General features: G+C 65.8%; 21 protein-coding genes. 6 read left to right on the top strand and 15 right to left on the bottom strand.

The annotated features are described in order from the left end of the window. Positions 1-3: 3 nt before the first annotated feature. The 8 genes from HRJ34_RS15080 to HRJ34_RS15115 all read right to left on the bottom strand — a co-directional run bounded on the left by HRJ34_RS15080 (position 4) and on the right by HRJ34_RS15115 (position 5,007). Complete coding sequence (locus tag HRJ34_RS15080) at positions 4-297, bottom strand: hypothetical protein (RefSeq protein ID WP_208631675.1); 294 nt, start codon at positions 295-297, stop codon at positions 4-6. Continuing rightward, entirely contained in the window at positions 294-527 is a 234-nt protein-coding gene (locus HRJ34_RS15085; RefSeq protein WP_208631676.1) for a hypothetical protein, read from the bottom strand. The genes HRJ34_RS15080 and HRJ34_RS15085 overlap by 4 nt, the downstream gene beginning before the upstream one ends. Next, a complete protein-coding gene (locus tag HRJ34_RS15090) occupies positions 524-2,491 on the bottom strand; it encodes a DNA cytosine methyltransferase (protein ID WP_208631677.1) in 1,968 nt (655 codons plus the stop codon). Before HRJ34_RS15090 ends, HRJ34_RS15085 begins: the two co-directional genes overlap by 4 nt. Next, positions 2,491-2,928: a hypothetical protein gene (locus HRJ34_RS15095; RefSeq protein WP_208631678.1), complete on the bottom strand. Its 438-nt coding sequence runs from the start codon at positions 2,926-2,928 to the stop codon at positions 2,491-2,493. The genes HRJ34_RS15090 and HRJ34_RS15095 overlap by 1 nt, the downstream gene beginning before the upstream one ends. After that, positions 2,925-3,407 (bottom strand): hypothetical protein, encoded by a 483-nt coding sequence (locus HRJ34_RS15100; RefSeq protein WP_208631679.1) that lies wholly within the window; start codon positions 3,405-3,407, stop codon positions 2,925-2,927. The genes HRJ34_RS15095 and HRJ34_RS15100 overlap by 4 nt, the downstream gene beginning before the upstream one ends. After that, positions 3,404-3,739: a DUF7736 domain-containing protein gene (locus HRJ34_RS15105; RefSeq protein ID WP_125725397.1), complete on the bottom strand. Its 336-nt coding sequence runs from the start codon at positions 3,737-3,739 to the stop codon at positions 3,404-3,406. Before HRJ34_RS15105 ends, HRJ34_RS15100 begins: the two co-directional genes overlap by 4 nt. Further along, positions 3,736-3,933, bottom strand: a complete 198-nt coding sequence (locus HRJ34_RS15110; RefSeq protein WP_208631680.1) for a hypothetical protein — start codon at positions 3,931-3,933, stop codon at positions 3,736-3,738. Before HRJ34_RS15110 ends, HRJ34_RS15105 begins: the two co-directional genes overlap by 4 nt. 225 nt (positions 3,934-4,158) lie before the next feature. Further along, positions 4,159-5,007, bottom strand: a complete 849-nt coding sequence (locus tag HRJ34_RS15115; RefSeq protein ID WP_029993035.1) for a hypothetical protein — start codon at positions 5,005-5,007, stop codon at positions 4,159-4,161. 102 nt (positions 5,008-5,109) lie between these two features. Here HRJ34_RS15115 and HRJ34_RS15120 point away from each other — a divergent pair, with 102 nt between their 5' ends. Both HRJ34_RS15120 and HRJ34_RS15125 read left to right on the top strand, forming a co-directional pair. Next, a complete protein-coding gene (locus HRJ34_RS15120) occupies positions 5,110-6,420 on the top strand; it encodes an SLC13 family permease (protein WP_012049615.1) in 1,311 nt (436 codons plus the stop codon). A gap of 44 nt (positions 6,421-6,464) precedes the next feature. Further along, the gene (locus HRJ34_RS15125) at positions 6,465-7,331 is read left to right on the top strand and encodes a mechanosensitive ion channel domain-containing protein (protein WP_208631681.1); all 867 of its coding nucleotides are present in this window, start codon (positions 6,465-6,467) and stop codon (positions 7,329-7,331) included. On the opposite strand, the gene HRJ34_RS15130 is transcribed toward HRJ34_RS15125, so the two are convergent. Further along, a protein-coding gene (locus tag HRJ34_RS15130; protein WP_150289884.1) for an IS3 family transposase occupies positions 7,328-8,697 on the bottom strand; the annotation gives its coding sequence in 2 pieces (ribosomal slippage) (positions 7,328-8,343 and positions 8,343-8,697; 1,371 coding nt in all). The two genes, HRJ34_RS15125 and HRJ34_RS15130, sit on opposite strands and share 4 nt — an antisense overlap. 270 nt (positions 8,698-8,967) lie before the next feature. Between HRJ34_RS15130 and HRJ34_RS15135 the strand changes: the two genes are divergently transcribed. Both HRJ34_RS15135 and HRJ34_RS15140 read left to right on the top strand, forming a co-directional pair. Continuing rightward, the gene (locus HRJ34_RS15135; protein WP_226948800.1) at positions 8,968-9,597 is read left to right on the top strand and encodes a hypothetical protein; all 630 of its coding nucleotides are present in this window, start codon (positions 8,968-8,970) and stop codon (positions 9,595-9,597) included. 16 nt (positions 9,598-9,613) lie between these two features. Then, positions 9,614-10,630 (top strand): hypothetical protein, encoded by a 1,017-nt coding sequence (locus HRJ34_RS15140; RefSeq protein WP_208631682.1) that lies wholly within the window; start codon positions 9,614-9,616, stop codon positions 10,628-10,630. A gap of 38 nt (positions 10,631-10,668) precedes the next feature. Here the strand turns inward: HRJ34_RS15140 and HRJ34_RS15145 are convergent, their stop codons facing one another. From HRJ34_RS15145 to lnt, 6 genes are all read right to left on the bottom strand, one after another. Then, positions 10,669-11,574, bottom strand: a complete 906-nt coding sequence (locus tag HRJ34_RS15145) for a DUF3800 domain-containing protein (protein WP_208631683.1) — start codon at positions 11,572-11,574, stop codon at positions 10,669-10,671. 66 nt (positions 11,575-11,640) lie between these two features. Further along, positions 11,641-12,840, bottom strand: a complete 1,200-nt coding sequence (locus tag HRJ34_RS15150; RefSeq protein WP_208631684.1) for a tyrosine-type recombinase/integrase — start codon at positions 12,838-12,840, stop codon at positions 11,641-11,643. A 128-nt stretch (positions 12,841-12,968) separates the two neighbouring features. Further along, positions 12,969-13,661: a tRNA (guanine(46)-N(7))-methyltransferase TrmB gene (trmB, locus tag HRJ34_RS15155; protein WP_208631685.1), complete on the bottom strand. Its 693-nt coding sequence runs from the start codon at positions 13,659-13,661 to the stop codon at positions 12,969-12,971. A 10-nt stretch (positions 13,662-13,671) separates the two neighbouring features. Continuing rightward, positions 13,672-14,241 carry a class I SAM-dependent methyltransferase gene (locus tag HRJ34_RS15160; protein ID WP_208631686.1) on the bottom strand — a complete coding sequence of 190 codons (570 nt, stop codon included), beginning with the start codon at positions 14,239-14,241 and terminating at the stop codon, positions 13,672-13,674. A 136-nt stretch (positions 14,242-14,377) separates the two neighbouring features. Then, the gene (metK, locus tag HRJ34_RS15165; RefSeq protein WP_016746579.1) at positions 14,378-15,586 is read right to left on the bottom strand and encodes a methionine adenosyltransferase; all 1,209 of its coding nucleotides are present in this window, start codon (positions 15,584-15,586) and stop codon (positions 14,378-14,380) included. A gap of 84 nt (positions 15,587-15,670) precedes the next feature. Then, positions 15,671-17,437, bottom strand: coding sequence for an apolipoprotein N-acyltransferase (gene lnt, locus HRJ34_RS15170; protein ID WP_208631687.1), 1,767 nt, complete (start codon positions 17,435-17,437; stop codon positions 15,671-15,673). Between the two features lie 121 nt (positions 17,438-17,558). Here lnt and groES point away from each other — a divergent pair, with 121 nt between their 5' ends. Both groES and groL read left to right on the top strand, forming a co-directional pair. Then, positions 17,559-17,846: a co-chaperone GroES gene (groES, locus tag HRJ34_RS15175; protein WP_012049565.1), complete on the top strand. Its 288-nt coding sequence runs from the start codon at positions 17,559-17,561 to the stop codon at positions 17,844-17,846. Positions 17,847-17,914: 68 nt separating this feature from the next. After that, a complete protein-coding gene (gene groL, locus HRJ34_RS15180; RefSeq protein ID WP_012049566.1) occupies positions 17,915-19,564 on the top strand; it encodes a chaperonin GroEL in 1,650 nt (549 codons plus the stop codon). Positions 19,565-19,614 lie beyond the last annotated feature (50 nt).

The following is a 19,614-nucleotide window of genomic DNA, read 5'->3' on the forward strand; positions in this document are numbered from 1 at the left end:
CGGTCATGTCGAGGGCTCATCGCCAACGATCTGGGATGCCTCGCGAGCCTTGGCTTCGGCCATGCTGATCTTCCCCGCCGGCAGATATAGGGCGTTGCCGTCCATGATAGGACCGCAGGCGATTTGCTTGAGCACTTCCGGTGAAAATGCCTCGGGATCATTGACATGGTCATGCCGCACCAGAGCGCGGCGACCAACCGCACCAGCCCCAGCGGCACACGGGCGACACCAAAGCACCGTGCCCCACATGCGAACGATGCCATCGGCATTGAAACAGTTGGCGCAGCGGCGGGTCATGCGAACATGTCCATCTGAGCCGGTCGGGCGTCGATCGCCGCCGCCCGGCGACGGGCATTCCCCGCCCATTCTCTAAGCGTGGCCGCGAACTTCGGCTGTGAGGCTTGGCGGAGCCTCGCTTCGCGCAGATACACCCGCGCGCAGTGGATATGCGAGGCGCGCTCCTCGGCCGGCGAAACCGCCCGCTCGACGATCGTGCCGTTGGGCTGGATGGTGAACCGGCCCGTCATGCCGCCATCCTCCATTCCGGATCCGCGATCGGGAGCCCAGGCTGGTTCGCGCGTACCAGCGCCGCGGCGACTGGCGGGCAGACGCTGTTGCCGATTGCCTTGATCTGCTCGTGGACGGGCAGGCGGCCGAACTTGCGCTGCCCCTGCGGGTATTTCTTGCTCGGCTTGGTGGTGTACCAGCACTCGGGATCGAGGACGTAGCTGTCGGGGAAGCCCTGCGCCCGCGCCAACTCGCGCGGCTTGAGCATCCGCAGGCCGATGTCGACGATCACATAGGTCACCGCGTCGATCGTCACCGTGACGACGGCGAAGCGCGCCTTGGTGGTGATCGCGTCCAGTGGCCGGTCGACGGGCTGGTGCTGGGCCGTCTCGCTCTCGCCGTCGGTCCCATAGTATTTGACCAGGAACGCGGCGACCATCGTAGCGCGCTCGAGCATCTCGGGTGGGAGCGAGCCCTCTTCGATCAGCGTGGTCTCGACGATCCGCTGCTGAGAACCAGTCGTGGTCGCGGTAGACAGCGGCCGACGAGCGTCACGGCCGGCGCTGTTCAGGTTCCTCGGCCCGCCATTGGCCTGCTCAAGGTGCGCTGTGACGACGCCGTGATGCGTCCCGCCGGCGCGGGTCGTGGGCAGCGGCACCTTCGGATCGCCGCCGGCCGCGCGCTTGTCGCTGCCGTAGAAGCGCGTGAGGAAAGCGCTGACCTGTGCGCTCTTGCCGCCACCCCCTGCCATGGTCGCGCCGATGGGCTCATCGGCAGGCTGCGGCGTCGATCCGGAGAACTGGCGATCGATGAGCGGCGCTGCGCTGACCTGAGCCAGGCCAAAGCCGGAAGCCTCGGCCGCCACGACGCCCAAGGGCTTGTCGGGATCCAGAGCACGTGGCGCCTGCCCTTTCCGCTCCCCGTTCCGGGTTCGGTAGAGCGTCGCCCCGACAACGCCCAGCGGCACCGCGCCGCCCGGATGGTTCGATTCGCCGTTCGCCGAGACGGTCGGCATGGCATCGCTCACGGGCGTGCCGGCGCTTCCCTTGCGGAACTTGGTGATGTGCGGCGCGAGGCCGACGTCGACCGCAGCGAGCTCGCCGCCGTTGGCCGTGGTGATCGTCCGCAGCGGGTCGAGCGAATCGTGGGTCCTGCTCCAACCCTTGCTATGGGTGACCGGCACGATGAAGGGACGGACGCCGCGCTGCGCCGCCAGGACGACATGACGCATGACGCCGTGCGCGACCCGCCGGTTCGTCGCGTCGACCAGGTCCTTCTTACGGTCGAAGATGCTCGGGCAAGGGATCGACCAGTCGATGCATTCGGCCGCGGTGCGGTAGGGCTGCAGCTCGCCGCTCAGCACCCGGTTGTCGTTCGCCGGCGCGTGCGTCGGCTTCGGCCAGACGATCACGGTCTTCACGCCCGGGATCTTCTTCTTCATGACCATGTAGAGCCGCAAGCGCGACGTCGGAGCGCCATAGTCGCAGGCGCGAAGCTTCTTCCAATCGACGACGCGGCCGGTCCGGCGGATCATCCGCACGAACTTCTGGAAGTCCTTGCCGCTGAGCTCCGCGATCGGGACGCCGTTGCGGTCGAGCGGCGCCGCATATTCGAATTCCTCGACGTTCTCGAGATAGGCGACCTCGGGATCGACCTCCTCGATCCAGTGGATCACCTCCCAGCAGAGAGCGCGGATGCTGCGATCCTTGACCGGGCCACCCTTCGCCTTGCTGTATTCCTTGCAGTCGGGCGAGAACCAGGCGCCCCAGACGCGCTGCCCCTTCGTCACCGCGCGCGGCAGCATCGGGATGCGGATATCGGTGCAGTGGTGATCGGTGCTCGGGTGGTTCGCCTTGTGGATGGCGATCGCGGTCTCGCTATGGTTGATCGCGTGGTCGACCTCGCGGCCGATCGCCATGGCAATGCCGGTGCTGGCGCCGCCGCCCCCGGCGAAGCCGTCGATGAAGAGGCCCTGCTGGTACATCAGCAGCCCTCCCGCTGGACCGGCCAGCCAGCCAGCGCCTCGGCCGTCTGCCCCGCGCTCTGGCGGTGGATGACGACGGGGTCGGGACCGCTCTTAAGGTGGCGATCGACCTCGTCTCTGAGGCGCTTCACCTCGCGCTGTGCGGCTTCCGTCCGACTCCGACCATGATAATTGGCACTGTCAGGCGCCGATCGAACGGAGATCAGCTCCGCCTCGGCCTTGCCAAGCTCCCTACTCAAAGCAGCGAGCCGATCATCGTAGGCGGCATAACTGTCGGCCTCCGCTATCGCCTCCATCGACTTCGCGGCGCGGCTATACGCAGCGCTGATGCGGCAGAGCAGCAAACCGTTGCGCTCATCGCCCGTTTCGTTGGCCTCGAATGCGAACGCTTCGGCAAGCGCACGCGCCGCGCGGATATGGGGGCGGAGCGCGCTCATGCGTCATCTCCGAGATAGCTGTCGTAATCGGCAGCAGGCTTCGGAGCCGCCTGCTTCATCGGAATGCCGGCGCGCAGGCAGTATTCATGGACGCTCTCACCCTCCCGCCGCAGCCCGAGCTTGTCGCGAACATGGGAGGCAACCGCGCGCCCAATCGCGCGACCGGAGATATCGTCATTCGCGCTCTCGATCTCAGGCTTGCAGCCGTCACAATCCGGGTCGACGCACGATTCGAGGTGGCGATTGTCCTCCGCCCGGGTGCATTTCGGACAGAGGTGCTTGCCGCGCTGGTAGGATACGGAGCCGACGTCGACTTCGCGGTGGTGTCGTATCCACCCGCTACCGCCGCGCAAGGCGTCGTTGGCGATATCGATCATCGACCAACGGAGCGGCCTCGTCGCAGCGGTGTCGATGTCGGCGCCGAACTCGCAGCCGCAGCCATCGCATTCGAAGATGGCGTGGATCGCGCGGATGCTCATGCGTCACCGCCCTGGTCGACGATGACCACGATCGGTTTGAGGTGCGCCGGCAGCTTGGCGAGTATCTCGTCCAGCCCGATCGGCTCGCCGCGGTGATATTCCTCCCACAGCCGGTCAGGATCGGCGAACTCGTGGGTATAGACCGGGCGGCCGAGCAGTTCGGTGATACCCTCATGGAAGGCGGAGAAGTCCATGCAGAGGCATTCCTGCCTGAGCTGGACCAGCGCGCGCTCCTTCGGGCTCAGGGGCTTCCACCGTCCGGTCTGGGCGAACTCGATCGCCTCCTCCCTGCTGAACTGGTGGACGGCGAGGCGGGGCTCCGGCGCGCTCATGCCGCACCCCCTTCGATCAGCCGATCGATCCACCCCTTTGGAGGCGGCCAGCCGATCCCCCAGGCTGCGAGCTGATCACGGCTCCAGCCGCCCGACGGCGACTTGGCCGACATGATGAAATCGCGGGTGAAGGGCCCCGCCGGCAGTTTGATGCCGTGGGCCTGGCGCTGAGCGCGACGAGATGCCTTCGTCATGCGTCACCGCTGAACCGAAGGCCGATGCGACCCCGCAATTTCCCCGGAAAAGGTTGGACAACGAGGCTCCGGATGCCCAAGGAATCCGTAGGCCGATTTTCACGGTTGGTCAGGACTAAGTGGTTGAGAGAGACTGCTTTCGGCAGACCCCTCAGCTCCACCACGTCGCTTCCTCCATCTCCCATGACCCCGGACCGGCCGCCCACGCCGTGAGGCGAAGCCGCGTCAGCGGCCGTTGGCGAGGGGCCAGCGGCCCAGGATGTCGTCGTTCGCGGCGTTTTCGATCGCGATCTCGTCCATGCGGAGCTTGATCACGCAGATCGGGCGTTGCTCGGTACCCCCCGGCTGGACGCAGCGCACCGGTTCCGGGTCGCGATCGACACGGCCGGCGATGCGCAGCCGGAAACCCCGGCTCGGGTCGAAGTCGGCGCGGGCGACGCGGCGAACGACCTCCAGCGGGCGCCCGTTGCGCGCGATCCGGCCGTCGGCGTCGGCGGGCAGGAACTGGGCGACTGCGAGCGACTGGCCCGGCAGGGTGATCGGCTCGGTCCCGCTCGGCGTCGACGGCGGACGGCGCTCGGGACAACGATCGCTGGAGGACCAGGGGCGGGCGACCCAGAAGCCCTCGGCGCGCCGTGCGTCGCCCGCATCATAGCCCCAGTCGACGGCGCGCCATTGCACCGGCGTCACCGAAATGCGCAGCGTCTCCTGCTTGTCGTCATAGCCCCATTGCATCGGCAGCCGCTCGTCGGGGCCGGTCGGGCCGCTGCAACCGAAGGGCAGCACCAGTTCGAAGCGCTGTCCCGCCGCCCGCCGCAGGCCGTCGGGCAGCGCGTCGCCGGTCGACCAGGCATCGGCCGCCTCGCGGGCCAGCGCCACCAGTTCGGCGCGGTGGAGGAGCCGCTCCACCGGCGGCTTCGGCGCGGGCGCCGGCGCGACGACCGGCGGCGCGACCGGGACCGGCCCGGGCGCGGTCTGCCGCCCGAGCAGGAAACCGGCGCCCCCGACCAGGATCACGGCCGCCAGACCGGCCGCGATCACAAGCCGGCTGGTCCTGATGCTGGGCTCATGCATGCGCAGGTGATACCAAATACCGGGCCATCCTCCAGACAAAAATCAGCGATTCCAGCAGCAAGGCGTTGACAGGCCGGCGATGCGGGCCGACGCAGGGCGCGCATGACGGCCGACCAGATCATCACCTTGGTTGTTCTTGCCGCGGTCGTCGCCGCGTTGATCCTCGACCGGATCCGCGCCGACGTGGTCGCCCTGTCGGGCGCGGCGGTGCTGCTGATGACGGGCGTCGTCCGGCCGATCGACGTCCAGGGCGCCTTCGCCAGCCCGGCGATCATCGCGCTCGCATCGCTGTTCGTGATCGCCTACGCGCTCGAGCTGTCGGGCCTGCTCGATCGCGCGATCGCCGCCGCCGTGGCGCTATGCCGCCGCTTCGGGGCGACCGGCATCTGGATGCTGCTGGCGATGATCGGCTCGGTCTCCTGCTTCCTCAATTCGACCCCGATCGTCGTGCTGGGCGCCCCGGTGGTGCGCGACGTCGCCAACGCGCTGAAGCTCTCGCCGAAGCGCTTCCTGATCCCGCTGTCCTACGTCACCATCCTGACCGGCTGCTGCACGCTGATCGGCACGTCGACCAACCTGCTGGTCGACGACATGGCGAGCGTCGCCGGGCAGCCGCGCTTCGGCATCTTCGAGATCACCCCCGTCGGCCTGCCGATGGCGCTGGCGGGCGGGCTCTACCTGTTCTTCCTGAGCGGCCGGCTGCTGGGCGGCCGCCACGAAAGCGAGCAGCGCGAGGGGCCCGACGCGCCGATCGATCCGCTCCACATCCCCAGCGCCCAGATCGGCGATTCCCGGCTGTTCGCCGAGAAGCGCCCGCTGAACCTCCGCAAGGCGGCGCTGGCGCTGGCGACCTTCGTCGGCGCGGTGCTGCTCGCCACCGCCGGGGTCGCGCCGATCGCGTCGACGGCGTTCGCCGGGGCGGTCGCGCTGATCCTGCTGCGCGTGGTCAGCGCCGACGAGGCCTATCGCGGGCTCAAGCCGGAAATCCTGATCCTGATCGCCGGCATGGTCGTGATCGGCATCGCCATGGAGGAGAGCGGGCTCGCCGCCGCCGCCTCGCGCCTGCTGATCGCGAGCGTCCACGACCTCAGCCCGGTGGCCGCGCTGGCGGTGCTCTACCTGCTGACGATGGTGCTGACCGAGCTGCTGTCGAACGCGACGGTGGCCGTGCTGGTGACGCCGGTGGCGGTGGCGCTGGCCGAGAGCCTGGGGGTCAGCCCGCGGCCGTTCCTGGTCGGGGTGATGATGGCCGCCAGCGCCGCCTTCGCGACGCCCTTCGGCTACCAGACCAACGTCATCGTCTATCAGATGGCGGGCTATCGCTACATGGACTTCGTGCGGATCGGGCTGCCGCTGAACCTGATCACCTTCGGCGTCGCCATGCTGGCGATCCTCTACGCCTTCCCCTTTTGAACCCGCGCCTTGCAACCCCGCCCCGTTTCTGGCTCTGAATAGGCATGGAATTCTTCGTCCTGCCCAGCCTGGGCGACCGCGCCATCCAGCAGGCGCTGCTCGCCGCCCTGATCGCGGCCGGCTCCTTCGCGGCCGGGCAACTGGCGGCGAAGCTGCTGGGACCGGCGATCCTGCGGCGCTGGCGCCGGGGCGACGCGCAGGAGGAGGCCCGCCTCGCGCCGCCGCTCTGCGCCATCATCCGGTCGGCCGTCGCGCTGGTCCTGCTGATCGCGGCGAGCGCGTTGCGGCTGGACGAGCTGGCCGCGCAACTGCTGCTGGCGGCGGCGACCGGCCTCGCCGCCGGCCTGCTCGCCCGGCGCATCGCGCGCGGCGCGGGCCTCGCGGCCGGGGTCGCCTGGCTGATCGGCCTGTGCGCCTTCGTCGGCGCCATGGCCGGGGTGCTGCGCGGGCTGGAACCGCTGCTGGAAGGGCTGAGCGCGGCCAGCCTGCCGGTCGGCTCGCGGCGCATCAGCCTGCTCGGGGTGCTCAACGGAATCGTCGTCGTCGCGCTGCTGTTCGCGGGGACCCGCCTCGCCATCCGGCTGATCGGCCGCTCGATCGAGCAGGCCCGCAGCCTCGATCATTATCAGCGCGTCCTCATCCAGAAGCTGGTCGCGGTGACGCTGGTCGTCGTCGCCGCGCTGATGGGCATCGACCTGCTCGGCATCGACCTGACCGCCCTCGCGGTCTTCTCGGGCGCCTTCGGCCTCGCGGTCGGCTTCGGCCTGCAGAAGACCTTCGGCAACCTGCTGTCCGGCCTGATCCTGCTGATGGACCGATCGGTGAAGCCCGGCTGTCCGTCGTCGGGACATTTGGCGCAGATGGTTGCGCAGAGAAGAGGAGATCGGGCCTCGTCTGGGGTTGATGTTTAGGCGGCGAGCTTGCGGTGAAGCAAGCGTCGCTGTTCGATGGTCTTTCGCTTGATGCGTTTCCTCCGTTCGATAATGGCGGCGGCCCTGCCGAAATAGGCGTCGGCCGGTGTCACGTTGTCGAGGCTCTCGTGATAGCGGCGATGGTTATAATGCTCGACGAAGGCCTCGACCTGCCGTTCGAGATCGCCAGGCAGGAAGTAGTGCTCCAGCAGGATGCGGTTTTTCAGGGTCTGGTGCCAGCGCTCGATCTTGCCCTGGGTCTGGGGATGTAGCGGAGCGCCGCGAACATGGCTCATGTCATGGGCTTTGATCCAGTCGGCGAGTTCGCCGGCGATGTAGCTCGGTCCGTTGTCGCTGAGCAGCTTTGGTTTGTGCCTGACGGTGGCGTGGTCGCAGCCTGAGGCTTCGAGCGCGAGTTGCAGCGTGTCGGTCACGTCCTCGGCCCGCATCGTGGTGCACAGCTTCCAGGCGATGATGTAGCGCGAGAAATCGTCGAGCACGGTGGAGAGGTACATCCATCCCCAGCCGATGATCTTGAAGTAGGTGAAATCGGTCTGCCACATCTCGTTCGGGCGGCTGGTCTTGCGATGGAACTCGTCGGCCGCCTTGACCACGACGAAGGCCGGGCTGGTGATCAGGTCATGCGCCTTGAGCAGGCGGTAGACCGTTGATTCCGAGACGAAATAGTCCTTCTCATCGGTGAAGCGCACCGCCAGTTCGCGGGGCGACAGATCGGACTGCTCCAGTGCCATCTCGACGATCTGGTCCTGAATGGCGCCGGGGAGGCGGTTCCAGACCCGGCTCGGCGCGGAAGGACGATCCTCCAGCGCCTCGGGGCCGCCTTCGAGATAGCGATCATACCATCGGTAGAAGGTCCGCCGCGCGACGCCCAACTGGTCGAGGGTCCGCTTCGCCGGCAGGTGCGACTGCTCGACGATGCGGATGATCTCCAGCTTCTCGGATCCCGGATACCTCATTCGGGGTCTCCCCCATCCGCGATCATGCTTTTTTTCAGCAGCCGGTTTTCGAGCGTGAGGTCGGCGACGGCCTCCTTCAGGGCACGCGCCTCACGGCGCAGATCCTGTACCTCGCCGCTCGTCGCGGCACGGGCGGTGTCGCCCGCCAGCCGACGCTTCCCGGCCTCCATGAACTCCTTTGACCAAGTATAATACAAGCCCTGGGCAATGCCCTCCTTGCGGCACAGCTCCGCGATGCTGTCATCGCCGCGCAAGCCCTCCAGAACCACGCGGATCTTGTCCTCCGCCGAGAAATGCCGGCGTGTCGCGCGCCGGATATCCTTCACCACCTGTTCGGCCGACGCCTTGGGTTTGCGGGCCGATTTTACGCTTGAGGATTTGGGCTTCATCTTCGTTCCTTCGTCACTACGACGAAGCCCAAATCCTCCTTACATCACAACCTCAAATCTGTGCCATTGGCGCTGACGGCGGACAGTCGCGCCAAGACCGCTCCAGAGATTGAAGCCGCGAAGGAAGTTGCGAAGTGGCTTGTAAAATTCGTACACCAGCCAAGCTGACATCTGTCTCGCGAAGTATCAACAATCTGCTGACGCGTGCGGGCATGGCGACCGAGCGAAAATAGGCTTCGCCTGCACCACGCGCTGGGTCAAGCTCCAACAATGACCATACCACACTATGACCTGCCATCGCTGCCAGAACCCATGGTGTTGATATGGCCTGCGCCCGGCAATCCGGTCGCTTTCTGGCGCTTCAGCACCCCGGATGAGTGGCGGGCATTCGTCGCCAACCTTTCGCTCGATCCCCGCATTCCGGACATAGTGCGCCTGAAGTTTGAGCGGGCGCAGAAGCTGTTCCTTCTGGGCTGGATCGACATGGACCTCATCAAAGGCGCTGAGCTGGTCGCACTTACGACGCTGGAACTCGCGCTGAAAGATCGCTTTGGCCATGTCGTGCCCCGCCTTCCGACCAAAAGGGTCGATCCGTCGTCGCCCGAGGCGATGACCCAGCCGATCCGATATTCCTTCAAGGCGTTGCTCAGACATTTGGTCGACAAGGAGGGGCTTACCGACGCTCAAATTCCGATGATCGCACGTTGCGGTGGAACGGCGATCGGCCAGCTAACCGGAGAAACGAAACCAACCTTGGAGGATCGTCGCAATGCGATGGCCCATGGCGATCCTTTTGACGGCACGCCGACGAGCGGGTTGATCGAGCTCGTGCGAGACCTAATCATGTTCGCCTACCGGGACTATCTGGCTGATGCACCACCGATGTTGGCACAACCATGATCGTCCCGAGCCGCCAATGATCGGTCGAAAAGGTGTCGAACCTATTGGTCCGGATTCTCCCGTCCTGCAGCTCAACGGGGTGCCGACACGCTTTGCAGATGGCCTAGCTGGCGACTGCTTCCTCCAGACGTCGGATGGCAGTTGGCGTCCGCTTGAGGATGACGGCCTTTACGCGGTGGAAGCCGAATGTGTCGCGCTTTACGACGACCTCGCAGCGAGCATCTTCGGCGGACTCGGTATTTACCGGAAGCTACTCCCCCACGTTCCTCCCTTCCTTAGCCAAGCCGGGCTCAACTCCGAAGCGCCCATCCGCCGTGACGCCTTTGAGACGGCGCTGGTCAAGCTTGCGGCATTCCCCGAGCTCAACCGCTTTCTTTATCTGTATGATTGCCAGGTACTCGTCTCCGCGATCCAGGAATGTACGAAGGAAGTGAGCCAGCTCACTGGCGAATTCTACCGCATCCTCAATTTGGAGCCCTTCTTCACGCCCGGGATTCCTGTCGAAGACAGCATTCGTTGGAGCACGTCGCCCACCGTGACCATGCTGTTCTCGACGCTCGGATTCTTGTTCATCCGAATGCACAGCCTGCTCGATTATCTCGCCAAGCTCGCCTGCGAGAGCGAATCGATCCGCAAGGATTTCAAGACGTATCCGAGACTCGCGTCATCAAACTTCATGTTTGGGGACCGAAAAAAGCTGAAGAAGCTCGCGCGTGAGAAGGTGGTGGGCACCTTGTTCGAGACCTGCGACGAGGTCACCGAGGTCGAACTAATCCGCAATCTGCTAATCCACGATGGGCTGCTCGACGACATGCCTAAAGGTTACGAGGTGATCGAAGACGGTATAGTGATCGAGCGCTTCGTGTTAATGCCTGATCGTCGCGACGGAAAGTTCGAGCGCTTCAAGAATCGCCACCGATTTTACGGCGGCGAGGACAAGATAAACCTCCGACTGACCGCGCTTGTTCGCGGCTTCCAAACGAGGCAAGTCGGAACGCTTAGGGCGGTCCGCAGCCTTTTCGCCCAACGCTAAGTGTGTACGTTGAATCTAACCTCGACGGCATAAACGGCTTAGTGCTGTTCTGAAGCTCGGCGTATTATTGAATGAGCGGCGGGAGATCCCCCGGATTGCTTATCCTCGGGTGGATAGAGCCCGGCGGCGATGGCAGCATCGTTTACTGCCTTGGCGTGACCGCCCTCCCAGATCGGGATCATTTCCCGCCAACCCTGTTTGTCGATAGAGTTCGCGCGCGGGATTTCCGAGAAGCCAGCGCTGATCTGCTCGAGCCGCGCCCTATCGATGTCGGTAAAACGATTGACGCCGTAGATGACGAGCTTGTCCATCAACCCGTCGCAGCCGGGCGGCAATGGGCCATCGCCATCGCGTCGAATAAGCCACGCTAGAAAATCCGAGGCTTGAATAGCGACCTCGTCCTTGTCGTCGGCAAACCGAACACTGCCGCTGATCTGACCAACCCATGATCCGCCGGAGGACGCGATCATGTCGTTGAGCATCGGCAGCGTCTTCTTATCGAGCCCGGAATGTTGATCGAAGATGAAGTCGCACGGTTCGCTGACGCTGAGGGCCTCATGCATTCGTGCTACCCCGAACACGATCGCGTAGAACAGTAGGAAGTAGGGCGTTCGCATAGGGAACGGCGCGACCGGCTCGATCAATTCGCGGTAGTCAGTCGTGCTGACCGAGGCATGAAACCCCCAGGGGGCATAACGGGCGACGACGTCGGCGAGTGCGTGGAGTTTGCGGTTGCGCTCTTTCTCCGAAAAGCCTTTGAACTGGTCGCGCCGGTTCTGCGCCTCGGCCATCTTAAAATAGGCGATCGCTGGTGGCTCGGCGAGCGCGCGTCGCCAATCCACTTCGAACGCCGCCCATATCGCCTCACTTTGGATCAGCGCAGCAAGCACTAGCCGCCGATCGCCGGTGTTGGAAACAGAGTCGTCGACATAAGCTCTCAGCATTGGGCTGATTTAGCGCAGCGTCGCGGCGAATGTTACCCAGACCATTCTCGTTCGAACGCGGGCGACCTAGTCAGACAAAATGCTCTGGAGATGGTCATTCCAGGCGCGCAAGGCCTCGGTCTTCTCCGGCTTCCAGTCGTGGCGCTGATAGATGCCGGCCACACCGGCCCGCGATCCGCCCACGTGGTTCAAAATCGCTTCGGTGACCTCAAAGCGGACGCCCAGCCGCTGAAAACCTGTCGCCACGGTTCGACGGAGATCGTGCAGACGCCAAGGTGGCATCGGCTCCCCGCCGTCCTCCCCGATGAGTTTGTCGAGCTTGAGCTTGCCCTTGGCGAACCCTGAGAAGCCTCCACCGGTCGAGGTTGCGAACGTTCGCCCCCGTGATGGCCATTTCTCCCTGCCAGCAACCCGATCGAGTTCGGCGATGGCGAGATCGCTCAGCGGGATGTAGTTGGGCTCGCCATTCTTGGTTCGCTCGCCCGGCAGCGTCCACATCCGGGCCTCACGATCGAGTTCGGACCAGTCCACGCCCGAAACCTCTTCCCTGCGCTGGCCTGTTGCGATCAGCAATCGGACAATCGGTCCAAAGCACGGGTGAGTAAGGGGAGCCGCATTCCAGATCCGCGGCAATTCCTTATCGGTGAGCCAGCGATCTCGCGGCTTTACCGCCTTGGGAGTTTCCATCCCTTCCATAGGACTGATCTTGATATCACCGCGACTGACGGCCCAGCGGAATAGCCGTCGCGCGACGGCGAACACGTTCCGGCGATTGGCAATCTGCTCGATCGGGATCTCGTCCAGCGCAATGACGATATCTGTCCGAATGATCTGCGTAATTGGCTTGTCGCGGATCAGCGGGACGAGGTGGAGGCGAAGCGACCGATCGACGAGGGCGCGCCATCCCTTGCCAGTGCAGGATTTAGCAAATCGGTCAGCGTAGGCATCGAACGCTAGCTCAACCGCCTCCCGTCGTCTTTCCTTATCCGCATAGACGGGGTCGGTGCGCTGACGCACCATGGTAAGGATTCGCACCGCTTCCATGCGGGCAGTGGCTGCTGTCCACGGCGATCCGTGCTTACCGATGGTGTAGCGCTTGGTCTTCGCCTCGCGTCCGCCCATTCGATATTGGAAGATGTAGGTCTTCGATCCCGACGTGGACGCCCTCACACCGAAACCCTTCAGGGCGTCATCCCATAGGAATGCGGGTGATGAGCCGGCCTGCAAACGATCGACCGTCTCCCTCGTGATTTTGCCGGTTGCCATGCGTCACCTTGGGCCGTGATTGTTTAATCACTTTGCAATCACCGCAGCGAAAGCGATAGCGCATAATAACGTAGGTAATTGCCTATAACAACCTGATAAAGATACGAAAAATCTACGCTATCGTATCCTTATATACGCCGATATTTCATGTACCAGACCTCGTGCCCCTTCGCCCGGGCCTTGGCTTCGTAGCGGGTTTCGGGCCAGTCGTCGGGGCGGACGAGGAAGTCGGAGGGGTGTTCGCCCAGCCATTCGAAGTCGGGGGACTGGCCCATCACCATCATCGCCCAGCGGACATAGACCGGATGGTCGGTGCCGAAGCGGAACTCGCCGCCCAGCTTCATCTTGCGCGCGATCAGGCCGATCGGGCCGGCATTCATGAAGCGGCGCTTGGCGTGGCGCGCCTTGGGCCAGGGATCGGGGTGGAGCAGCCAGGCACGGTCGAGCGAGGCGTCGGGCAGGCGTTCGAGCACCTCGATCGCGTCGCCCATGTGGATGCGGACATTGGCGAGGCCGAGCTCGTCGACCTTCATCAGCGCGCCGACCACGCCGTCGAGGAAGGGCTCGCAGCCGATGAAGCCGTGGCCGGGCCGCTGGCTCGCCTGCCACGCCATATGCTCGCCCTTGCCGAAGCCGATCTCCAGCTCGAGCGGGCGGCCCCGCCCCTCGGCGTCGCCGAACAGCGTGGACGCGGTCAGCTCGCCCGTCTCGGGCACCGATATCTCGGGCAGCAGCCGCTCGACCAGTTCGGCCTGGCCCTGGCGCAGCTTGTGGCCCTGGCGCCGGCCATAGAGGCGGCGGATCGTCAAAGGGTCGTTCATCGGGAAACCATCACTCGTCGACGCGGCCGATCTCATAGACAGCGGCGGGCGGAAGATTGCGGAGCGTGCTCGACAGCCGGCGCGCCTCGAGGCCGAGCCGCTCGAGCACCGGGCGGCGGATCGGGCAGACCGGGCTGTAGCTGAACTGGTAGAAGCGGCCGCCGGGACGCATCAGCCCGAAGCAGCCCGCCATGATCTTCATCTGCTGCCCGGCGTTCATGCTGAGGATCGGCAGGCCCGAGATCGTCGCCCCGGCCAGCTCGCCGCCGAACAGCGCGCGATGCCGACGCACCCGCGCCGCATCGCCGCGCAGGATGCGGGCCTGCGGGAAGCGGGTTTCGAGCAGCCGGGCGAAATCGGCCTCATTCTCGACGAGGACGAGGTCCGATTGCTGGAGGCCGCGTTCGAGCAGCGCCTTGGTGAAGACGCCGGTGCCGGGCCCCAGCTCGATCACGGGGGCCATGTCGGGGGTGATCTCGGCGGTGATCAGACGCGCGAGCGACGGACCGGACGGGGCCACCGCCGCGATGCCGAGCGGATCCTTCGCCCAGGCGCGCAGGAAGGCCGCGAGATCAGACATGGGCGCTCCGCTCGACGTCACGCCGATGCCCCTAGGCCGATTTGGCGCCGGGTGGAAGCACCTGACCGTCGGGACATCACGAAAAGCGGTCCGGGCGCCCCGCGCGACCTTGTCCGCGCGGGGCGCATGGCAGGGATCAGGCCAGCGCGGCCTTGAGCTTGTCGACGAGGTCGGTGCGCTCCCAGGGGAAGTGATCGCCCTCGGCCTTGCGGCCGAAATGGCCATAGGCCGCGGTCTTGCGATAGATCGGCTTGTTGAGGCCGAGATGGGTGCGGATGCCGCGCGGGGTGAGGCCGCCCAGTTCCTTGATGCCCTGGATCGCCGCCTCGATCCTGTCGTCGGCAACGGTGCCGGTGCCGTGGGTGTCGACATAGAGCGACAGCGGCTCCGACACGCCGATCGCATAAGCGAGCTGGATCGTGCAGCGCCGGGCGAGGCCGGCGGCGACGATGTTCTTCGCCAGATAGCGGGTGACATAGGCCGCCGAGCGGTCGACCTTGGTCGGGTCCTTGCCCGAGAAGGCGCCGCCGCCGTGCGGCGCGGCACCGCCATAGGTGTCGACGATGATCTTGCGGCCGGTCAGGCCGGCGTCGCCGTCGGGACCGCCGATCTCGAAGCTGCCGGTCGGGTTGATGTGGTAGACGGTCTGGTCGGAGAGCAGATCGGCCGGCAGCACGTCGGCCACCACCTTCTTCACATAGGCCTTGAGCTCGGCCTCCTTCGCGCCCTCGTCATAGCCCTTGCCGTGCTGGGTCGAGACGACGATCGCGGTCGCCGCGACGGGCTTGCCGCCATCGAAGCGCAGCGTCACCTGGCTCTTGGTGTCTGGCTCGAGGAAGGGGGCCGCGCCCGAATGGCGGTCGGCAGCCATCGTCTCGAGGATCTTGTGGCTGTAATAGAGCGTCGCCGGCATCAGGTCGGGCGTCTCGTCGCAGGCGAAGCCGAACATGATGCCCTGGTCGCCGGCGCCCTCGTCCTTGTTGCCGCTCGCATCCACGCCCTGGGCGATGTGCGCCGACTGGCCGTGCAGGTTGTTCTCGAAGCGGAAGGTCTGCCAGTGGAAGCCGTCCTGCTCATAGCCGATCGCCTTGACGGTCTCGCGCACCGTCCGCTCGATCTCCTCCTCGGCGCCCGGCGCCCAGGCGCCGTCCTCGTACACGCCCTTGCAGCGGATCTCGCCCGCCAGCACGACGAGCTGGGTGGTCGTCAGCGTCTCGCAGGCGATCCGCGCCTCCGGGTCCTTCGACAGGAACAGGTCAACGATCGCATCCGAGATCTGATCCGCGACCTTGTCCGGGTGACCTTCGGACACGCTTTCCGACGTGAAGAGATAATTGCTGCGCATGGGTATCGATGAGCCTTCTTGAATGACCGCCGCCTGTTAGCCCACAAACGGACTTAAGGATATAAAGACTTCGTTATATGTCCCTTAGCGGCGCTTGAAGGCGATGGCAATTCCACCCGCGACCAGCAACGCCGCGAACAGCAGCGGCAGCAGGTTGCCGAAGCGCGCGAACGGCGTCGCCGGGCGCGGCGGCGGCAGCACCGCGTCGATCGCGCCCGCCTGGTGCCAGGGAAGGCTGTGGAGCAGCCGCCCGTCGGCATCGACCACCGCCGAGATGCCGGTCGGCGTCGAGCGGATCACGGGAAGCCCCTCCTCCACGGCGCGCAGCCGCGCCTGGGCGAGGTGCTGCGGCGGGCCCCAGCGGCCGAACCAGGCGTCGTTGGATGGGTTGAACAGGAAATCGGGACGGTTGCGCGCGTCGACCACCTGGCCCGAGAAGATGATCTCGTAGCAGATCTGGATGCCGGCCTTGCCGAAGCCGGGCACCGTCATCGTCGCCGGACCGGGCCCCGACCAGAAATCGACGTCGCCGGGCACCAGCCGCGACAGGCCGATCGCCGACAGGATCGTGCGCGCCGGCAGATATTCGCCATAGGGGACGAGATGCGCCTTGTCGTAGCGGCCGAGGATGTCGCCGCGCGCGTCGAGCGCGAACAGGCTGTTGTGCGCGCCGGCCAGCTCGCCCGCCTTGTCGAAGATCAATGCGTCGCCGCCGAGCAGGACCTTGTCCCTGGGCCCGAGCAGGCCGGCGATCCGCGCGCGCGCCGGAGGGTCGAGCTCGAGGAAGTCGGCGGTCGCGGCCTCGGGCCAGAGGATCAGCCGCGGCTGCGGGCCGGGCTTGCCGCTCAGCTCGCTCAGCCGGCGGAAATTGGCGAGCTGGAGCTTCGGGTCCCATTTCTCGTTCTGGTTGATGTTCGGCTGGACGACCAGGATGCGTGGCCCGGCGCGCGGCGGCGGCGGGCGCAGCAGCCAGGCCGACAGGATCTGGGCGAGCATCGCGACGAGCAGCGCCACGCCGACCCGCTGCCAGCGCTGGCGCTTCGTGCCCGGCAGCACGGCGAGCAGCCATATGCCCGACAGCAGCACCACCCAGCCCGACAGGCCGTAGGTGCCGACCAGCCGGGTGAGGCCGATCCAGGCCGGCTCGGCTGTGCCTGGCGCGACCATCACCGCGCCGAGCGGGTTCCAGGCGAAACCGGTGAAGGCGATGCTGCGCAGATATTCGGCGGCGATCCAGCAGCCGGCGAACAGCGGGATGAAGGCGAAGGGGCTGGGCGCCGCGACCGGCGCCGTCGCCGCCTGCGGCTCCATTCCGGCGGGGATCAGGCCCTTGAGCTTGCTCAACCGCTGGTCGCGCTCGATCCGATTGCGCCGCGCCTGCGCCAGCCGCGGCAGCCGGTTGAGCGCCCAGGCGCCGAGCCCGGCGAGCATCGGGAAGATCGCGAGATAGAGCGCGAGCAGGAAGACGGCGATGCCCCCCAGCCAATGCGGCATCGCGTCCTGGAAGGTGAAGGCGGTGGCGATCCAGTTGTTGCCGAAGGTGAAGTGGCCGACGCCGAAGCACCAGCCCCGCCACGCCACGTCGCGCGCCCGCGGCGCGTCGAGCAGCAGCGCCATCAGCCCCGCCATGCACAGCAGCGTGACGAACCACCAGTTGAGCGGCGCGAAACCGAGCGCCGAGGCGAGCCCCAGGCCGAATGCGATCGCCGGGTATTTGAACGGGATAAGTTTACGCATCACCCAGCTTGAACCACACGGACGCTCCCCCATATCGCGACCGCCGCACCGCCGGGAAGAGGCGCGTTCGCCAATCGGCGAAAAAATGCCGGAGGGGTCCGCTTGACAGCCCATGGGGCGCTGCACATATGCTTGCTGGCACTCGCTTCCGGTGAGTGCTAAAAGTTTCCAACCTGAGGGATTCGGCGGGCCGGCCCGGCCCTTGCCGAAAGATTGCTAGGAAAGGGTGAAGCGCATGAGTTTCCGTCCGCTGCACGATCGCGTGCTCGTCCGCCGCGTCGAGGCCGAGGAAAAGACCGCCGGTGGGATCATCATCCCCGACAGCGCCAAGGAAAAGCCGCAGGAAGGCGAAGTCGTCGCCGTCGGCGGCGGCTCCAAGGCCGAGGATGGCAAGGTCACCCCGCTCGACGTCAAGGCCGGCGACAAGATCCTGTTCGGCAAATGGTCGGGCACCGAGGTCAAGATCAACGGCGAAGACCTGCTGATCATGAAGGAATCCGACATCCTTGGCATTGTTGGCTGAGGCCGGAAGGTCCGGACCGTTCGCCAATCCAACCAGATACATCATTCTAGACAGAGGAATTTCAGATCATGGCAGCGAAAGACGTCAAGTTTTCGCGCGACGCCCGTGAGCGCATCCTGCGCGGCGTCGACATCCTCGCCGACGCGGTGAAGGTCACGCTGGGCCCGAAGGGCCGCAACGTCGTCATCGACAAGTCGTTCGGCGCCCCGCGCATCACCAAGGACGGCGTCACCGTCGCCAAGGAAATCGAGCTGAAGGACAAGTTCGAGAACATCGGCGCGCAGCTCGTCCGCGAAGTCGCCTCGAAGACCAACGACCTGGCCGGCGACGGCACCACCACCGCCACCGTGCTCGCCCAGGCGATCGTCCGCGAGGGCCTGAAGTCGGTCGCGGCCGGCATGAACCCGATGGACCTGAAGCGCGGCATCGACCTCGCGGTCACCAAGGTCGTCGAGAACCTCAAGGCCCGCTCGAAGCCGGTCGCCGGCTCGAACGAAGTCGCCCAGGTCGGCATCATCTCGGCCAATGGCGACAAGGAAGTCGGCGAGAAGATCGCGGAAGCGATGGACAAGGTCGGCAAGGAAGGCGTGATCACCGTCGAGGAGGCCAAGGGCCTCGAGTTCGAGCTCGACGTCGTCGAGGGCATGCAGTTCGACCGCGGCTACCTCTCGCCCTACTTCATCACCAACCCGGAGAAGATGCAGGTCGAGCTGACCGACCCGTACATCCTCATCCATGAGAAGAAGCTGTCGAACCTGCAGTCGATCCTGCCGATCCTCGAGGCGGTCGTGCAGTCGGGCCGTCCGCTGCTGATCATCGCCGAGGACATCGAGGGCGAGGCGCTGGCCACCCTGGTCGTCAACAAGCTGCGCGGCGGCCTGAAGGTCGCGGCCGTCAAGGCGCCGGGCTTCGGCGATCGCCGCAAGGCGATGCTCGAGGACATCGCGATCCTGACCAACGGCGAGCTGATCTCCGAGGATCTCGGCATCAAGCTCGAGAACGTCACCATCGGCATGCTCGGCACCGCCAAGCGCGTCACGATCGACAAGGACAACACCACCATCGTCGATGGCGCCGGTGCGGCCGATGCGATCAAGGGCCGCGTCGAGGCGATCCGCAAGCAGATCGAGATCACCACGTCCGACTATGACCGCGAGAAGCTCCAGGAGCGCCTGGCCAAGCTCGCCGGCGGCGTCGCCGTCATCAAGGTCGGCGGTGCGACCGAGGTCGAGGTGAAGGAGCGCAAGGACCGCGTCGACGACGCGCTGCACGCGACCCGCGCGGCCGTCGAGGAAGGCATCGTCCCCGGTGGCGGCACCGCCCTCCTCTATGCGACCAAGGCGCTCGACGGCCTCAAGGGCGCGAACGACGACCAGACCCGCGGCATCGACATCATCCGTCGCGCCATCTCGGCTCCGGTCAAGCAGATCGCCCAGAACGCCGGCCAGGACGGCGCGGTCGTCGCCGGCAACCTGCTGCGCGAGAATGACGAGACCAAGGGCTTCAACGCCGCGACCGACGTCTATGAGAACCTCGTCGCCGCCGGCGTGATCGACCCGACCAAGGTCGTCCGCACCGCGCTGCAGGACGCGGCCTCAGTCGCCGGCCTGCTCATCACCACCGAGGCGACGATCGCCGAGCTGCCCGAGGACAAGGCCCCGGCCATGCCCGGCGGCGGCATGGGTGGCATGGGCGGCATGGGCGGCATGGACTTCTAAGCGAGCGATCGCCGAAGTCCGGTCGACCATCCGGTCATCGGAAACGGGAA

Source organism: Rhizorhabdus wittichii (genome assembly GCF_017607425.1).
Lineage (GTDB): Bacteria > Pseudomonadota > Alphaproteobacteria > Sphingomonadales > Sphingomonadaceae > Rhizorhabdus > Rhizorhabdus wittichii.

Bases quoted from the DNA above. Each gene is read 5' to 3' on its own strand.
- metK (WP_016746579.1), bottom strand. From the start codon at position 15,586: ATGCGCAGCAATTATCTCTTCACGTCGGAAAGCGTGTCCGAAGGTCAC.
- groL (WP_012049566.1), top strand. From the start codon at position 17,915: ATGGCAGCGAAAGACGTCAAGTTTTCGCGCGACGCCCGTGAGCGCATC.
- HRJ34_RS15105 (WP_125725397.1), bottom strand. From the start codon at position 3,739: ATGAGCGCGCCGGAGCCCCGCCTCGCCGTCCACCAGTTCAGCAGGGAG.
- groES (WP_012049565.1), top strand. From the start codon at position 17,559: ATGAGTTTCCGTCCGCTGCACGATCGCGTGCTCGTCCGCCGCGTCGAG.
- HRJ34_RS15110 (WP_208631680.1), bottom strand. From the start codon at position 3,933: ATGACGAAGGCATCTCGTCGCGCTCAGCGCCAGGCCCACGGCATCAAA.
- HRJ34_RS15145 (WP_208631683.1), bottom strand. From the start codon at position 11,574: ATGCTGAGAGCTTATGTCGACGACTCTGTTTCCAACACCGGCGATCGG.
- HRJ34_RS15095 (WP_208631678.1), bottom strand. From the start codon at position 2,928: ATGAGCGCGCTCCGCCCCCATATCCGCGCGGCGCGTGCGCTTGCCGAA.
- HRJ34_RS15115 (WP_029993035.1), bottom strand. From the start codon at position 5,007: ATGCATGAGCCCAGCATCAGGACCAGCCGGCTTGTGATCGCGGCCGGT.
- HRJ34_RS15125 (WP_208631681.1), top strand. From the start codon at position 6,465: ATGGAATTCTTCGTCCTGCCCAGCCTGGGCGACCGCGCCATCCAGCAG.
- HRJ34_RS15085 (WP_208631676.1), bottom strand. From the start codon at position 527: ATGACGGGCCGGTTCACCATCCAGCCCAACGGCACGATCGTCGAGCGG.
- HRJ34_RS15150 (WP_208631684.1), bottom strand. From the start codon at position 12,840: ATGGCAACCGGCAAAATCACGAGGGAGACGGTCGATCGTTTGCAGGCC.
- HRJ34_RS15140 (WP_208631682.1), top strand. From the start codon at position 9,614: ATGATCGGTCGAAAAGGTGTCGAACCTATTGGTCCGGATTCTCCCGTC.
- HRJ34_RS15100 (WP_208631679.1), bottom strand. From the start codon at position 3,407: ATGAGCATCCGCGCGATCCACGCCATCTTCGAATGCGATGGCTGCGGC.
- HRJ34_RS15090 (WP_208631677.1), bottom strand. From the start codon at position 2,491: ATGTACCAGCAGGGCCTCTTCATCGACGGCTTCGCCGGGGGCGGCGGC.
- HRJ34_RS15160 (WP_208631686.1), bottom strand. From the start codon at position 14,241: ATGTCTGATCTCGCGGCCTTCCTGCGCGCCTGGGCGAAGGATCCGCTC.
- HRJ34_RS15135 (WP_226948800.1), top strand. From the start codon at position 8,968: ATGACCATACCACACTATGACCTGCCATCGCTGCCAGAACCCATGGTG.
- HRJ34_RS15120 (WP_012049615.1), top strand. From the start codon at position 5,110: ATGACGGCCGACCAGATCATCACCTTGGTTGTTCTTGCCGCGGTCGTC.
- lnt (WP_208631687.1), bottom strand. From the start codon at position 17,437: ATGGGCTGTCAAGCGGACCCCTCCGGCATTTTTTCGCCGATTGGCGAA.
- HRJ34_RS15080 (WP_208631675.1), bottom strand. From the start codon at position 297: ATGACCCGCCGCTGCGCCAACTGTTTCAATGCCGATGGCATCGTTCGC.
- trmB (WP_208631685.1), bottom strand. From the start codon at position 13,661: ATGAACGACCCTTTGACGATCCGCCGCCTCTATGGCCGGCGCCAGGGC.